Consider the following 15,226-nt stretch of genomic DNA (forward strand, 5'->3'; position numbering starts at 1 on the left):
TCTATTCCCGTACTTCCCTCACATTAAACATCCTGATTTTTTCCAATAAAATAAGAGGCTTAGCTAAAATGCTAAGCCTCATACCATTTATAATTGCTTATTCTCCAATCAAACTATTTAAATTAGCCATTTCAATCGCAGAAACAGCTGCATCATATCCTTTATTTCCTGATTTAGTTCCAGAACGTTCGATTGCTTGTTCGATGTTTTCCGTTGTAACAATACCAAAGATAACCGGCACTCCAGTAGTTAATCCAACATTTGCAATTCCTTTAGCCGCTTCATTGCAAACATAATCATAATGAGATGTGGAGCCTCTAATCACCGTACCTAGACCAATGATGGCGTCATATTTCTTCGTATCCGCCAATTTCTTTGCAATAAATGGTACCTCGAATGCTCCCGGCACCCAAGCTACATCTATATCATCTTCAGATACGCCATGGCGTTTTAAACCATCCATTGCTCCGCCTAGCAATTTGGCATTTATAAATTCATTAAATCTACCTACAACAATCCCTATTTTTAAATCAGTTCCTATTAATTGTGCTTCTAATACTTGTCCCATGTGTTGTAACACTCCTATGCAAGAATATGATTCATTTTTATTTTTTTCGTTTGTAAATAATATTGATTTTCAGCAACAGCCTCAGTTTCAAGCGCTACTCGTTCTACAATCTCAATTCCATATTTCCTTAGCCCTTCTACTTTCTCTGGGTTGTTCGTCATTAAGCGAACCCTAGTTACACCCAAGTCGCGGAGCATTTGGGCACAAAGTCCATAATCACGCATTTCAGCTGGAAAGCCCAATTGTTCATTTGCTTCCACTGTATCCAAGCCATGTTCTTGAAGCTCATAGGCTTTTAGTTTATTTAACAGTCCAATCCCTCTTCCTTCTTGATGCATGTAAAGAATGACACCTGTACCAGCAGCTTCAATCTTTTCTATCGCCTTCTCCAATTGCGGTCCGCAATCGCACCGTTTTGAATGAAACACGTCTCCCGTCAAGCATTCCGAGTGAATACGCACTAACGGAGCATCTTCCTCCCGCAACTCCCCTTTTACTAAAGCTATATGCTCTTTGCTATCTATTTTGTTTGAATAGCCAACCATTTGGAATTCACCAAGTGTTGTAGGCATTTTCACAGATGCTTCGCGTTTTGCTAGTTTTTCATGGATATAACGATAGCGAATGAGGTCTGCAATGGTAACGATTTTTAAATCATATTTTTCAGCTAACACTAGTAATTCCGGTACTCTAGACATTTCACCATTATCGCTCATAATTTCGCAGATAACGGCTGCGGGTTCACTGCCGCAAATCCTAGCAAAATCAATTGCTGCTTCAGTATGCCCTTGGCGTTCGAGAACGCCATTCTCTTTAGCAATGAGCGGAAAAACATGTCCCGGTCGCCGAAAGTCAGCCTCACCTGCATCTTTGTTTAATAGCTGCATAATGGTTTCCGAACGTTCAAATGCACTAATGCCTGTGGTTGTATCCTTATAGTCAATGCTCACTGTAAAGGCTGTTTGGTGATTGTCTGTATTGTTGTGAACCATTGGATAAAGTTCAAGGTGTTCCGCCAGCTCCTGTGATACTGGCGTACAAATTAATCCTCTACCATAAGTAGCCATGAAATTGATGTTTTCTGGTGTTGCATACTCCGCGAGGACGAGTAAATCTCCTTCGTTTTCACGATTTTCATCATCCACTACAATAATCATTTTTCCTTTTTTCAAATCTTGTATTGCCTCTTCTATTGAATGAAACATATTAAACACCGCCTCTTTTTAAAATCCATTTTGCATTAAAAAATCCATCGTCATTGGCGTTTCTTTTTGTTGCCTCTCTGCATGCTGAATCACGTATTTGCCAAGCAAATCATTTTCAATATTGACAAGATCCCGTTCCTTTTTTATGCCTAACACTGTCTCACTTAAAGTATGCGGAATGATTGAAACTGTGAGCTGGCGTGGCTGAATATCGAAAATAGTAAGGCTGATGCCATCAATAGCTACCGAGCCTTTTAAAATACAATATTTACTGAGCTCCTCTGCAATACCAATATCAATATATATCGCATTCTCCACTTTGCGCTTGCGCAAAATAATACCTGTACCATCCACATGTCCAGATACAAAATGCCCGCCAAAACGGCCATTTGCCGGCATTGCTCGTTCTAAATTGATACTATGACCCAATTGCAATGATTGAATACTCGTCCCTTTCACTGTCTCTGGCATTACATCAACCGTAAAGGTACTTTCCGAAAAAGAGGTAACCGTTAAACAAACCCCATTAATGGCAATGCTGTCACCTAAATGAATGTCATCTGTTATCTTTCGAGATTCTATTGATAATTGCATACTTTGGCCACCACGTTTGATTGCTTTGACCTTGCCTATATCTTCTACTATTCCAGTAAAAATGAATTCCACCTCATTTCAATACAGATACTATTTTCAAATCTTCACCGATTTTGTGGATTTCTTGCAATTCGAGTTCCAAAGCATCCTCCATCTGTGTCACTCCTAAGTCAGAAAACATTGGAATAGCATTTGTCCCACCGACAATTTTAGGCGCTATATATGTGATTAATTGATTTACTGAACCGGATTTCAAAAAACTTGCATTGACCGTTTGGCCGCCTTCTACATACAGCTTCATAATCTTGCGTTTTCCCAGCTCTAGTAATAATTCTTCTATGTCAATTAAAGGTTTTGAAAGCTGCAGAATCTCCACATGTAATATCTGGCTTAACTGTGCAATCTTTTCTGCTGAAGCTTTTGAACCCGTTACAATCCACGTTGGCGCGGAACTATCCATTATCACCAATCTATCTGGCGTAATCCTTAAATGCGTGTCTAAAATTATTCGAATCGGTTGCTTCTTTGTATTTCCAAGTCGATTGGTAAGGCGTGGATTGTCTGAACATACCGTGCCGATTCCTACTAAAATGGCATCATGATTTTCGCGCCCCTTATGAACATCCGCCTGTGATTCCTTACTTGTAATTTGCTCTCCGATTCCTCTTTTTGCTGCTATTTTACCGTCTAATGTGATGGCCTGTTTTAAAGTAACAAACGGTTTTCGTTGTTGAATATAAGCAAAGAATTCTTTATTTAACGCCTGCGCTCTTTCTAGCAAAATATCTGTTGTTACTTCAATCCCAGCATCTCTTAAAAGCTGCAATCCTTTGCCCGCAACTAATGGATTGGGATCCTGTGCAGCGATGACTACACGACTTACACCTGCTTCAATTAATGCGTTAGCACAAGGAGGTGTTTTTCCGTAATGGCTGCAAGGTTCCAGCGTTACATAAACAGTGCTTCCATTCGCTTGTGATCCTGCCATTCGTAGGGCATGAATTTCAGCATGCGGGCCCCCCGCCTTTAAATGTGCGCCAAGGCCTACTATTTCGCCATTTGAAACAATAACGGCTCCTACTGCCGGATTTGGCGACGTTTGCTGCTTAGTAGTTCCTGCTAAATCTAAAGCAAGGCTCATATAAAATTCATCCGTCATTTCTTTCCTCCCTATCTGTTGTAGTTCATTACAAATAGAAAACCCCTTAGCTATTGTCAACTAAGGAGTTTAGGAGATTGTATGTAAAAATGGGTGCACTAAATAAACCTAGGAAGGTGTATTTTTCTTCCAAAGGCTGGTACCACTCACCATACGTCCTTCTCCCATCCAGACTATACTGTCGGCTTTGGATTCTCACCAAATCCTGCCTAAAAAAGGCTCACGGGCTTAGAATTACTTCATCACCGTCGATTGGGAATTTCACCCGACCCCGAAGGACAAACCATATAAAATTGTGTATGAGCTTTAGAAAAAAGAAAAACCCATAGATTTCTCTACGGGGTACATTGTGGAATTTGGCTGCAAAGACATCACCAAATAAACCTATTGAAGTGCTTTTTTTCTTCATAAGGCATTCAGCTTGCTCTACATCCTTCTCCCATCCAGACTATACTGTCGGCTTTGGATTCTCACCAAAATCCTGCCTTTAAAAAAGGCTCACGGGCTTAGAATTGCTTCATCACCGTCGATTGGGAATTTCACCCGACCCCGAAGGACAACCATATAAAATTGTGTATGAGTTTCAGAAAAAAGAAAAACCCATAGATTTCTCTACGGGGTTGTGTTGGAATTCGTATGTAAAAGTCATTACTAAATAAACCTATTGAAGTATATTTTTCTTCACAAGGCATTCAGCTTGCTCTACATCCTTCTCCCATCCAGACTATACTGTCGGCTTTGGATTCTCACCAAAATCCTGCCTTTAAAAAAGGCTCACGGGCTTAGAATTGCTTCATCACCGTCGATTGGGAATTTCACCCGACCCCGAAGGAATATTCTTTTATTCGAAATCATTATAAACTTAGTAAAACAAAAAAGAAAGCTATTAATCTTAATCACTTCAAAAAAGAGTGCCTTAGAAGCATTCTCTTCTAAGGCACTCTTTATTATTTTCTATTATACGCTACGTCGTTCAACTTCGTGCTGTTCCAGTGAAAAGGCGAACAATAAAGACAATCAGCGCAATGACAAGAAGAATATGAATTAATCCTCCGCCAATATGGAATATAAGGCCTAGTACCCAGAAAAGAACTAGAAGTCCTATTAACGTCCAAAGCATCATAAACATCCTTTCTGCAGATAATTTAAATTTATTTACATTTATTTATTACCCCGCAGAACAATTTACTAAACAAATGCTTGCCAAATTATCTTCACTCGCAATAATTCTGCTGCTAATCTGCAAAATTGGTCTAATCACTATATAGAAGTTCAATTCATTAAGAATTAATTTCAACTGCTTTTTTCTTTACTTTTTCCGGCACTACTATTTCTTTAATTTGATTATATTTCTCATACTTGCTCATGATCTCTTGTTTTATCTTTACTGGTTGACCTTGAGCATTTAATGACATGTCCATGTTGAGATTTAACATAGTCGGATAAAATGTCTTTTTATCGATATGAATCTCATAATCTACTTTGTTGATTTTCATATCTTTCAACAATTCAGCAGAATTAGCCATTCCAGCTGGCAATGTTTTTTGAACCTTTTCTTGAATGAAATGAGTGAACTTTTCACCTGAAGCATTTAATAATAGGATATAGTTTTTATCATTTTGTTTAAATTTAAAGTCCTTGACGAATTTCTTCAGTTGCTTAATCTCTGCCATAGGATCTGTTTGTTGATTGGAAGCTTGCGCTAATTGATCCGCCATTTCCGCTGGGAACTTCATCCATTTTTTTGAATTTGGATCATACGTAAACATACCGTCCTTTGTAAAATAGCTCTTTGTTTGAATCATTTTGTCAGACTCTGGAGCCTTCATCATTAACTTTTGATAGAAAGACATAGGGTTTTGAACTACATCCATGATGATACCTGTATCTGTCTCTACATTATTTTGACCAGAATTGATATTTTGTATAACTTCCATTTTTGTTCTGTAACTTTTTAAGTTTTTAGAGGCTTCAGTAGATTTTTTAAATACTTGCTCTAATGTCAAACCTGAATCAGCTTTGGCAGTAGACCCATTTTGTTTGTTTACTGGTTCTGCCTTTGAGTTACATGCTCCTAGCATAAATACCAAAAGTAATCCCATTGTAAGGGAAAGAATTTTTTTCAACACTTCCACTTCCTTCTTTTATATTTCGTCCTACAATTTAGTATAAAGGAAGCACTAAAAAATGCAGTCAACCATATTTACTATTTTTAATTTTTTTGTATTTCAATGGAATAAAAGGAAGGTGACATATGAATTAATACAAATTTCTCACACTGAGTATTATGTCTTCTTATGTTTGTTTCCATAGAACTAGTATGATATTGCCTTTTCCCACTTTTTATTAGTAGTTAACACCTCTTCATAAAATAAAAAAGCTGGTTTCCATATAGGAAATCAGCTTCTTCTTTTTGCATTATGCTTCCACATCATAGCCTTGTTCTTCAATCGCTTCTTTCATAGCAGCAAGCGTTACTTTTGAATCATCATAAGCAACAGCTACATTACCAGCCTCTAAATTTACTTCAGCTGATGATACGCCATCCAATTGATTCAAAGCACCTTCTACTGAAGATTTGCAATGACCGCAAGACATACCTTGTACGGCTAATGTTTTCGTTTCCATTCTGTATTCACCTCCTTCAAAGTGTACCGCTTATAATTTTATCCGTTTCAATCGAAGCGAGTTTGTCACAACACTAACTGAGCTTAATGCCATAGCAGCACCTGCTATCCATGGAGCTAGTAAACCGATGGCTGCTACAGGGATGCCAGCTGTATTATAGCCGAATGCCCAAAATAGGTTTTGGCGGATATTGCGAATGGTTGCATGACTGATTTTGATCGCCTTTGGTATAAGCAGCAGCTCGCCGCCTAAGATAGTCACATCGGCTGCTTCAATAGCCACTTCTGTACCTGTGCCAATCGCAATCCCGATATCTGCTGTCACAAGGGCAGGGGCATCGTTAACACCATCGCCAACCATTGCTACTTTTTTACCCTGTGCTTGGATTTCTTTTACTTTATCTGCTTTTTCTTCAGGCAATACTTGCGCGATGACATGATCAATGCCTACTTGTTTCGCAATAGCCTCTGCTGTTCTTTCATTATCGCCTGTCAGCATAATTACTTCCAGACCTTGTTCTTTTAACTCTTTGATAGCTTGTGGAGCTGTTTCCTTAATTGTATCCGCTACTGCTACAATACCGCGATACGTACCGTCAATTGCCAACAGCATCGCCGTCTTGCCTTCAGTTTCAAATTCGGTTAATTTTTCATCCTTGCCTTCAATATCAACTTGATGATCAATCATTAATTTTCGATTACCGACTAGTACTTGTTTTCCAGCTATCTCTGCTTGGATCCCATGACCAGGAATTGCGTTAAATGACTCTACATCTACGAAGTCAATATCATTCTCTGTCGCATAGGCTACAATAGCACCTGCAAGCGGGTGTTCTGAACCCTTTTCTGCACTTGCTAACAGCTGCAATGCTTCTGTGTCACCATAGAAATCAGTTACTTCAGGTTTCCCTTTTGTAATGGTTCCTGTTTTATCTAGGACGATTGCTTGTAATTGATGGGTTCTTTCTAAATGCTCTCCACCTTTAAAAAGAATTCCACTTTCGGCAGCTCTTCCTGTACCTACCATAATAGAAGTTGGTGTTGCGAGCCCTAATGCACATGGACAGGCAATAACTAGTACAGCAATCGCTGCGACTAGTGCAGGCTCAAATTGGCCAGGCTCTACAAATAGAATCCAGATGGCAAAGGTTACCACAGCAATCCCAATAACAATGGGTACGAAGTAGCCTGATATGACATCCGCTAAACGTTGAATTGGCGCTTTCGAGCCTTGCGCTTCTTCGACTACTTTTACGATGGATGCAAGTGCTGTATCTTTTCCTACTTTGGTTGCTTCCATTTCAATTGATCCGTTTTTATTGATCGTTGAACCAATGAGTTTGGCACCCGGATCTTTTTCAATCGGGATAGATTCACCTGTTAGCATCGATTCATCAACAGATGTTTTACCTTTCATGACTATACCGTCTACCGGTATTTTTTCTCCTGGTTTGACAATTAGATGATCTCCCACTTTTACTTCCTCTACTGGAATCATCACTTCTTTTCCATCTTTGACCACGCGAGCCTCTTTTGCTTGTAAATTGAGCAATTCTGAAATTGCGTTAGTAGTTTGAGTTTTAGCCTTTGCTTCTAAATATTTACCAAACAAAATTAAAGTGATAAGAACTGCGCTTGTTTCAAAATACAAATGCGGCATATAGGCTGAATGGCCAATAGTTTTGACTGCTTCATACAAACTATAGAAATAAGCTGCGCTTGTTCCTAAAGCGACGAGTACATCCATATTGGCTCCGCCATTGCGAAGGTTTTTATAGGCTCCTACATAGAATTGCCATCCGATTATGAATTGAACTGGCGTTGCTAGCGCAAACTGAAACCATGGATTCATAAATATACTTGGGATGCTTATATGGAATAAATGAACTAACATCGTAACTAAAAGCGGAGCGGAAAGAATGGCTGAAACAATTAATTTCAATTTCTTGCCTTGGAGTTCTTTTTCCTTATGGGTTTGCTTTTCCTCTGCTTCTGCTTTTGGTTTTGCATCATAGCCAGTATTTTTTATCTTTTCAATCAAAGAATCTACATCAACCATTCCTGGATTGTATTCAATCATTGCGCTCTCTGTCGTTAAATTAACAGTAGCATTGGACACGCCTGCTTGTTTATTCAAGACCTTTTCTATACGGTTCGAGCATGCTGCACACGTCATGCCAAATACATCAAGGTCCACTTTCTCTGTTAAAACACCATATCCGATGTTCTCAATTTTTTTGGAGATATCATCTAGAGATGTTTTGTCAGGATCAAAATCAATAGATGCCTTTTCTGTTGTTAGATTTACTTGAGCATCTACACCATCCATTTTATTCAATGTTTTTTCAATTCTATTTGAACATGCTGCACAGGTCATACCTGTTATGCCTAATGTGGCATGGTTTGTTTCGCTCATCATACATCCTCCTTACTTAGAAAATTGTTTTAATACATTCATCAACTCTGTAATCATATCCTTACCTTCACCTTGCTCAATTGCATGTGTGACACAATGGTTCATATGCCGTTCGGTTACTGTAAAACCTACATTTTTTAATGCCGCTTGGATGGCACTAATCTGTACGAGTATATCAACACAGTAGCGGTCCTCTTCTACCATCTTCTGAATGCCTCGCACCTGTCCCTCAATTCTCTTTAATCGGTTAATCACCGCTTGTTTCTCATCTTTTGATCTTGGATGGCTTGGTTTATCGTGCAAGAATTTATCCAAAAGAACCACTTCCTTATATCTTGTTTTTCTATACTATACCCCCCTATAGTATTTAATGTCAACGAAATTGTTTGGGCATTTTTTAAAAATCTGCGTTTTTCTTTATTACACTTCCGTAGAAATTTCGACATAAAAAAATTGCCAGTAACCGCCAACGGCTACTGGCAAGATATTTAAACTGACATAAAATCACTTACTACTTTCTTCTCTTCTCCATCAAATCTGCCATTTGCATGGAGTTTTCCTGTTGTTCATCCCGTAGATTTTCAACAATTCGATTATAATCTTCCTCATTGCGGTTTTGGCTTAATTTATAAGCAGCTTGCACTTCTTTTACTTCAATTTTAAATCCAACAATTCCTTTAATCTGCTTTTTCGCTTGAGGAGAAAGATTCTCCCATAACACAGGATTTTGGCGATGGTTTTCGTATTTTTGTAATAAGAGAATAAGATCTTCTTCTAATTCTTGTTGGGTCATCAGGCTAGCAGAGCCATAAACATGGACCGCTTGATAATTCCAAGTTGGAACATTTTCATGCTTATACCAAGAAGAAGAAATGTAAGCATCTGGGCCTTGATACATAACAAGTATTGAATCATCTTCATTCTCAAACGTTTTCCATTGAGGATTGCCATGTGCCATATGCCCGGTTATGTAATATTGATTACCCTTTTTATGTAGCTCCAATGGCAAATGGGTTGCAATGGGTTTTCCTTGTTCTGTGGATACGACCGTCCCAAAAGAATTCCCTTGAATAAATTCTTTTATTTCTTCCATATTCGTTTCCTTATAATGCTTTGGGATATACATATTCAGCTCACCCTTCGAATGAATTGGTTAAACTTTTCACCATGATCAAGTCAATTTGTTCTTCATCGCCCATATAGAAAGAGTGGGAACCTGATTGTTCAAAACCCATCTTTTTATAAAATGCGATAGCATTTTCATTCTTTTCCCATACGCCAAGCCATATTTTCTTTTTGCCCCATTCATTCGCACATGCAATGGCCTTTTGGTATAAGGATTTGCCAAGACCATGCTTTTGAAATGATGATCTAATATAAATCCGTTCAATTTCGAGTGAATCATCACCCATTTTTTCAGATTGCGCATCCAGAATGTTGATCTTTAAATAACCTGCAATTTCATCATTCAAATAAATAAAATAGAATTGAGATCCTGCTGTAGCTAATTCTTCTTTAAGTTGTTCTAGATTAAATGCTTTTTCTAAATAGGCTGCCATATTTTCAGGTGAGTTTTGGTCCTTGAATGTATCATAGAATGTTTCTATGCTTATTTCTTGAAGTGTTTTAAGATCACTAAGATTGCACTCTCTTATTTTATGATTCATCTTCCATACGCTCCTTGTATTAATAATTACGCTTATTTCCCTTCTTCACATAATCCCAGTTCTTCTCGATGTTCATTCTTACCTTTTGCAAAAGCTGTAATGCACGCTCTGCTTCCTCTTCAGAAAAGCCATCCAACGCAACTTTATTGGAATGATCGTTTTCCCGAATGATAAATGGATAAACACTTTGCCCTTTCTCTGTCGGGTAAAGTCTTTTGATTTTTTTATTATGCTGATCTCCCTTCTTCTCAATAAAGCCATTCATATCTAATTTCTTTACAGCTCTGGATGCAGTCGTTCGATCTACCTTTATCATTTCTGCTAACTTTTCGAGAATGATGCCCGGATTTTCACATATTCGGACGAGGTACAAATATTGCCCCTTCGTAAGATCATGTTCTTTAAACTCGATATTGCTAATCGAATCTAAAGCCCTGGCTATCATTCCAATTTCTCGAAGAATGTCTTTCATTATAAACACCTCATATACTTCTTATTGTTGCAAATACAACAAAAATTAAGTTAAATTAAATGTAGCGTAATTTTGTTGCATTTGCAATAAAAAACGAAATTATGGGAATCTTACTTTCCGTAATGACAAATAAGCTGAATCTACTTTTATGTGTAGATTCAGCTTATTTGGAGTGTATTCAAGTGGGGATTATACCCTCCCACCCTATTTTTTAGCTGTATATTTTTTAATAGCAGGAAGAATTTCAGTACCTATCAATTCAATATTTTTCATGATTTTATTAAACGGTACTCCACCGAACTCTAACTGTCCCATATATCGTTGGTGGCTAAATTGTTCATGTTGATATAACATCTTTTCAATGATTTCTTGTGGGCTGCCGACAAGCATTACACTATCACGCTCTGCACCTTGTTCAAATAATTGACGTGAGAAACCAGATCCATTTGTTCGTTTCATTCCTTCATTGATGTGCGGATAATATTCTGCTAGTGCTTGCTGAGTCGTCTCTGCCGCATAGAAAAAGCCTGTCGTTGCAACTGGAAAATCAACTGGTTGGTGCCCTGCTTGCATTAATCCCTGGCGATACGCCTCGATAGACATTTTAAAATGGGAAACTGGACCGCCGAGCGTTGCTAAAGCCATTGGTACGCCTTGAAGACCAGCCTTAACCGCACTAGTTGGAGTACCGCCGACAGCTCGCCAAATCGGTAAAGAACCATTTTTAGGGCGTGGTAGCACGACAGCATTGCTTAAAGGAGCTCTGAAGTCTCCGCTCCAATTCACCACTTCATTTTCATTAATTTGAAGCAGCAATTCGAACTTTTCCTCAAAGAGTTCTACGTAATCCTGAACATTATAGCCCAACAATTCGAAGAGCCCAATCCTTGAAGCACGGCCGGCAATAATCTCTGCACGTCCATCAGATATCAAATCAATCGTGGCAAAATCCTCATACACACGAACAGGATCAGAAGTAGAAATAATCGTAGATGAGCTGCCGATTTTTATCTTTTCCGTTGCTTGTGCAATAGCTGATAGTATCACTGCATGTGCTTGCGAAGCGAAATATTCTTGATGGCTTTCTCCTACACTAAAGAAATCAATTCCTGCTTGCTCCGCTAACTTTGCTGCTTCAATGATTTCTTGAACACGTTGTTTGGCTGAAATGCGCTCACCTGTATGTGGGTTGGCTAAATGATCGCCCAACGTATATATCCCGAACTCCATTCCCTTACTTTCATCAATACGGTATTTTTCCATACCCATTTTTATTCAACACCTTTTCTTAATTTAACGTTTCACAATTCATTCTCTTTCCTTACACATCGATTTTTCCCTATGAATCTTTTTGTTTAACCAAGGGAATTATCTCTTTGTGTTGAAAATTCATGTTAGCATTATGAATTAGCTGGGGAAGAAATGAATCAATCTTTTCAATTAGTGTATTTAATGATTGTAAGACAAAGCCGTTTTCCATTATTGCTAATGGTTGCGGTAGTTCATCTTCATCCAGTATAAAGTACTCCCCATTCGGAAAAATGACAACATCAATAATCAAATCCTCAAAGAATAGGACATTATCTTTGAAACCTGTATTTTTAACGATATTAAAATAAGCGCCTAAATAGTTTTCGTTCTCATCTCTCCAAATATATAAATTAAACGGCTGATCCCTCCAGTAGTACGCTACTGTATAACTGCCTTCAGGGATGATTAATTCATTTTGTTCAGCTACCATCGTAAAGGTGGTAGCTACTTTATGAAAAAGGACTATAGATTGACTATCCGCTTCCAGCAAGAGGCAATTATGATTCACTATTGTTGAATCATAACGGATTTTTCTTTCGATTACTTTATCAAAACTTTGAATACTTGATATATCCCATTCTGCCATTACTTTTCATTTCAACTCCTATCATAGGTTCTGCAATAGCCTAAAACCAATAAGCAGGAGATTCAAAAGTTCTCCTGCTGTTTACTTATTTAGAGTTACTTAACAGAGCATTCTTTTGCAAGTATTCTTTCGCTACTTCTGTCGGACTTTTCCCTTTTACATTCACTTCGTAATTCATAGTCCGCATTTCATCATCGGTTATTTTTCCGGCCAATTTATTTAATGCCTTGAGCATTTCAGGATATTTTTTGGCAGTTGCCTCTTTCATTAAAGGCGCTCCCTGATAAGGCGGGAATAAATGTTGGTCATCTTCCAGTACCTTTAGTTTATATTGTCTTAATTCACTATCGGTAGAATAAGCATCAACTAAATTAATTTCACCCGATTTGACAGCGTTATAGCGCAATTTCGGCTCCATTGTCACAAGGGAAGAAAAATGAATACCATACAACGATTGAATTCCCTTATATCCATCTTCCCTATCGGAAAATTCCAGTGTGAATCCTGCGTGAACTTTATCTTGTATTCCTTTTAAATCAGAAATGGACTTGACTCCATATTGATTTGCAAAACGGTTTGACACAGCCAGTGCATAAGTATTGTTATACTGCATGGGCTTCAGCAGTACCATTTCATACTTGTTCAATAATCCAGTTTTGGCTTGTTGGTATACTTCCTTCCGGTCGGTACTCTTTGCGGTTTCTTTTAGAAATTCAGAAATAGCTGTACCTGTAAACTCTGGATATACATCCACACTGCCAGATTTGAGGGCATTAAATACGAATGAAGTTTTGCCCAGTCCCGGCTTTAATTCCACCTTTAAATCTGTCTCACTTTCTATTAACAGCTTGTACATATTAATTAAGATCTCCGGTTCTGAACCAAGCTTCCCAGCAATTACAATTTTCTGGTCTTGCTGTCCAATGAAAGGCGCCAATATAATAGCCACCGCCAAAACACCGATAGAGCCAATGGCTAGGAAAGCCTTTTTGAAGGATAAGCTTTCAAGCTTTTTAAGCAGGTAATCAAATAGAATCGCTAGTAAAGCGGCAGGAATGGCACCTAGAAGGATTAAATTCGTATTGTTTCGGTCAATTCCCAGAAGAATAATGTCACCAAGCCCACCTGCACCAATCAATGCAGCAAGAGTGGCCGTTCCTATAATTAATACTGTGGCTGTTCGGATACCCGCCATAATGACCGGCATCGCAAGCGGAATTTCGACCTTCAGCAATCGTTTTCTGAAGTTCATTCCCATGGCTCTAGCCGCCTCTATTAATGCGGGATTCACCTCATTTATTCCTGTAAACGTATTTCGTACGATTGGAAGCAATGCATAGGCAACTAACGCAATAATGGCCGGTATTCGCCCAATCCCGAATAATGGAATTAATATACCCAATAACGCTAGAGAAGGTATCGTCTGAATCACAGAAGTGATACCAATTATTCCTTCTGCTATTCTTTGATGTTTTGTGAGATAAATACCTAGAGGGATGGCAATGATGACTGCAAGAATAAGGGCAATCAGTGATATCTGAATGTGTTCTAGCAGTGCAGCGAATAACTCGCCTCTTCTTTCTTGAAACACATGCAAAAATTCAGTCATTACTCAGACCCCCTTCATTCCATTCTTCAGATAACAATTGGATAATGGACTTTCGATTAATTCTGCCAATCCATTCTCCATCTCTTTCCACAATGAGTTGTTCATGTTGGGACAGATTATCCAATACTTGTTTCAAAGAGGAAGATACAGATATAACAGCGAGATTTTCTAAAATTTCACCCTGCCCAAGTGGTTGGATGATTCGCTCTAAATCAACATCAGCCATCCAAGGACTGTGGGCTTGATCACCGATGAATTTCTTTACAAAATCATTGGCGGGATTCAACACAAGTTCACGAGGTGTTCCTATTTGAACAATTTTCCCTTTTTCCATAATACAAATTCTGTCTGCCAGTTTTAATGCCTCTTGCATATCATGGGTGACAAAAACAGTTGTCTTTTTAAGGTTCTTCTTTAAATCCAACATATCATCTTGAAGCCTCTCGCGACTGATCGGATCTAATGCGCTGAAAGGTTCGTCCATTAAGATTATTTCTGGATCAGCTGCCAAAGCTCGTATCACACCGACTCGTTGCTGCTCACCGCCCGATAATTCTTTAGGTTTCCGATTTGCATACATTTTAGGATCCAACCCCACCATGTCCATCAGTTCATACGCTCGTTCTTTCATCTTTTCTTTTGACCATTTTTTCATTTCAGGGACAACAGTAATATTTTCTTCGATTGTCATATGTGGAAACAGTGCGATTTGCTGAAGTACGTAGCCAATATTCCACCTTAATTCGTGGATGTCATACTCACTAATTTTCTGTTCATCAAAAAATATGGTTCCATCGGACAGCGGAATCAATCGATTAATCATTTTTAGGGTTGTTGTCTTGCCACAACCACTAGGCCCAATAAGAACAAAGAATTCTCCCTTCTTTATCTCCAAGTTCAATGAATCGACTGCAATGGTTCCATCTTGGTATCTCTTTGATACATTTTCAAATTTAATCATCATAGTGACCCCTTATATTTTCGTTTCCGTACGTTAACTAATCATTCTCTA

The 15,226-nt window shown here is 38.4% G+C and carries 16 protein-coding genes and 3 riboswitches; all 16 genes read right to left on the bottom strand.

Going from position 1 to position 15,226, the window contains the following annotated elements:
* Positions 1-97: 97 nt before the first annotated feature.
* Positions 98-568, bottom strand: coding sequence for a 6,7-dimethyl-8-ribityllumazine synthase (gene ribH, locus AC6CHJ_RS15195; RefSeq protein ID WP_147196940.1), 471 nt, complete (start codon positions 566-568; stop codon positions 98-100).
* A gap of 14 nt (positions 569-582) precedes the next feature.
* The gene (locus AC6CHJ_RS15200; protein ID WP_392996664.1) at positions 583-1,773 is read right to left on the bottom strand and encodes a bifunctional 3,4-dihydroxy-2-butanone-4-phosphate synthase/GTP cyclohydrolase II; all 1,191 of its coding nucleotides are present in this window, start codon (positions 1,771-1,773) and stop codon (positions 583-585) included.
* A gap of 18 nt (positions 1,774-1,791) precedes the next feature.
* The gene (gene ribE / locus AC6CHJ_RS15205; protein WP_498289225.1) at positions 1,792-2,430 is read right to left on the bottom strand and encodes a riboflavin synthase; all 639 of its coding nucleotides are present in this window, start codon (positions 2,428-2,430) and stop codon (positions 1,792-1,794) included.
* Between the two features lie 10 nt (positions 2,431-2,440).
* Entirely contained in the window at positions 2,441-3,526 is a 1,086-nt protein-coding gene (gene ribD / locus AC6CHJ_RS15210; RefSeq protein ID WP_392996662.1) for a bifunctional diaminohydroxyphosphoribosylaminopyrimidine deaminase/5-amino-6-(5-phosphoribosylamino)uracil reductase RibD, read from the bottom strand.
* A gap of 152 nt (positions 3,527-3,678) precedes the next feature.
* A riboswitch (FMN riboswitch) is annotated at positions 3,679-3,809 on the bottom strand.
* Between the two features lie 144 nt (positions 3,810-3,953).
* Positions 3,954-4,087, bottom strand: a riboswitch (FMN riboswitch).
* A 142-nt stretch (positions 4,088-4,229) separates the two neighbouring features.
* Positions 4,230-4,363: riboswitch (FMN riboswitch) on the bottom strand.
* Positions 4,364-4,499: 136 nt separating this feature from the next.
* Positions 4,500-4,646: a lmo0937 family membrane protein gene (locus tag AC6CHJ_RS15215; RefSeq protein ID WP_147198046.1), complete on the bottom strand. Its 147-nt coding sequence runs from the start codon at positions 4,644-4,646 to the stop codon at positions 4,500-4,502.
* Positions 4,647-4,806: 160 nt separating this feature from the next.
* Positions 4,807-5,655 (bottom strand): DUF6612 family protein, encoded by an 849-nt coding sequence (locus AC6CHJ_RS15220; protein WP_147198044.1) that lies wholly within the window; start codon positions 5,653-5,655, stop codon positions 4,807-4,809.
* Between the two features lie 289 nt (positions 5,656-5,944).
* Entirely contained in the window at positions 5,945-6,154 is a 210-nt protein-coding gene (gene copZ, locus AC6CHJ_RS15225; RefSeq protein ID WP_147198042.1) for a copper chaperone CopZ, read from the bottom strand.
* A gap of 30 nt (positions 6,155-6,184) precedes the next feature.
* Positions 6,185-8,569: a heavy metal translocating P-type ATPase gene (locus AC6CHJ_RS15230; RefSeq protein ID WP_249774990.1), complete on the bottom strand. Its 2,385-nt coding sequence runs from the start codon at positions 8,567-8,569 to the stop codon at positions 6,185-6,187.
* A gap of 12 nt (positions 8,570-8,581) precedes the next feature.
* The gene (locus AC6CHJ_RS15235; protein WP_066790524.1) at positions 8,582-8,884 is read right to left on the bottom strand and encodes a metal-sensing transcriptional repressor; all 303 of its coding nucleotides are present in this window, start codon (positions 8,882-8,884) and stop codon (positions 8,582-8,584) included.
* Between the two features lie 196 nt (positions 8,885-9,080).
* Complete coding sequence (locus AC6CHJ_RS15240; RefSeq protein WP_147198038.1) at positions 9,081-9,695, bottom strand: FMN-binding negative transcriptional regulator; 615 nt, start codon at positions 9,693-9,695, stop codon at positions 9,081-9,083.
* Positions 9,696-9,702: 7 nt separating this feature from the next.
* Complete coding sequence (gene paiA, locus AC6CHJ_RS15245; protein ID WP_147198036.1) at positions 9,703-10,236, bottom strand: spermidine/spermine N(1)-acetyltransferase; 534 nt, start codon at positions 10,234-10,236, stop codon at positions 9,703-9,705.
* Positions 10,237-10,255: 19 nt separating this feature from the next.
* Positions 10,256-10,708: a MarR family winged helix-turn-helix transcriptional regulator gene (locus AC6CHJ_RS15250; protein ID WP_147198034.1), complete on the bottom strand. Its 453-nt coding sequence runs from the start codon at positions 10,706-10,708 to the stop codon at positions 10,256-10,258.
* Between the two features lie 204 nt (positions 10,709-10,912).
* On the bottom strand, positions 10,913-11,971 hold the full coding sequence (locus AC6CHJ_RS15255; RefSeq protein WP_147198052.1) for an LLM class flavin-dependent oxidoreductase: 1,059 nt from the start codon (positions 11,969-11,971) through the stop codon (positions 10,913-10,915).
* Positions 11,972-12,047: 76 nt separating this feature from the next.
* Entirely contained in the window at positions 12,048-12,605 is a 558-nt protein-coding gene (locus AC6CHJ_RS15260; protein ID WP_147198032.1) for a ribonuclease FAU-1 family protein, read from the bottom strand.
* An 85-nt stretch (positions 12,606-12,690) separates the two neighbouring features.
* Positions 12,691-14,214 (bottom strand): ABC transporter permease/substrate-binding protein, encoded by a 1,524-nt coding sequence (locus AC6CHJ_RS15265; RefSeq protein ID WP_249774994.1) that lies wholly within the window; start codon positions 14,212-14,214, stop codon positions 12,691-12,693.
* Positions 14,207-15,175 (bottom strand): ABC transporter ATP-binding protein, encoded by a 969-nt coding sequence (locus AC6CHJ_RS15270; RefSeq protein ID WP_498289186.1) that lies wholly within the window; start codon positions 15,173-15,175, stop codon positions 14,207-14,209. Before AC6CHJ_RS15270 ends, AC6CHJ_RS15265 begins: the two co-directional genes overlap by 8 nt.
* Between the last annotated feature and the right edge of the window lie 51 nt (positions 15,176-15,226).

This window comes from Rummeliibacillus sp. GQ308, from assembly GCF_059759115.1.

Coding starts and splice junctions, on each gene's coding strand:
- ribH (WP_147196940.1), bottom strand. CDS start 568: ATGGGACAAGTATTAGAAGCACAATTAATAGGAACTGATTTAAAAATA.
- AC6CHJ_RS15200 (WP_392996664.1), bottom strand. CDS start 1,773: ATGTTTCATTCAATAGAAGAGGCAATACAAGATTTGAAAAAAGGAAAA.
- ribD (WP_392996662.1), bottom strand. CDS start 3,526: ATGACGGATGAATTTTATATGAGCCTTGCTTTAGATTTAGCAGGAACT.
- AC6CHJ_RS15215 (WP_147198046.1), bottom strand. CDS start 4,646: ATGCTTTGGACGTTAATAGGACTTCTAGTTCTTTTCTGGGTACTAGGC.
- copZ (WP_147198042.1), bottom strand. CDS start 6,154: ATGGAAACGAAAACATTAGCCGTACAAGGTATGTCTTGCGGTCATTGC.
- AC6CHJ_RS15230 (WP_249774990.1), bottom strand. CDS start 8,569: ATGAGCGAAACAAACCATGCCACATTAGGCATAACAGGTATGACCTGT.
- AC6CHJ_RS15240 (WP_147198038.1), bottom strand. CDS start 9,695: ATGTATATCCCAAAGCATTATAAGGAAACGAATATGGAAGAAATAAAA.
- paiA (WP_147198036.1), bottom strand. CDS start 10,236: ATGAATCATAAAATAAGAGAGTGCAATCTTAGTGATCTTAAAACACTT.
- AC6CHJ_RS15250 (WP_147198034.1), bottom strand. CDS start 10,708: ATGAAAGACATTCTTCGAGAAATTGGAATGATAGCCAGGGCTTTAGAT.
- AC6CHJ_RS15255 (WP_147198052.1), bottom strand. CDS start 11,971: ATGGAAAAATACCGTATTGATGAAAGTAAGGGAATGGAGTTCGGGATA.
- AC6CHJ_RS15260 (WP_147198032.1), bottom strand. CDS start 12,605: ATGGCAGAATGGGATATATCAAGTATTCAAAGTTTTGATAAAGTAATC.
- AC6CHJ_RS15265 (WP_249774994.1), bottom strand. CDS start 14,214: ATGACTGAATTTTTGCATGTGTTTCAAGAAAGAAGAGGCGAGTTATTC.
- AC6CHJ_RS15270 (WP_498289186.1), bottom strand. CDS start 15,175: ATGATTAAATTTGAAAATGTATCAAAGAGATACCAAGATGGAACCATT.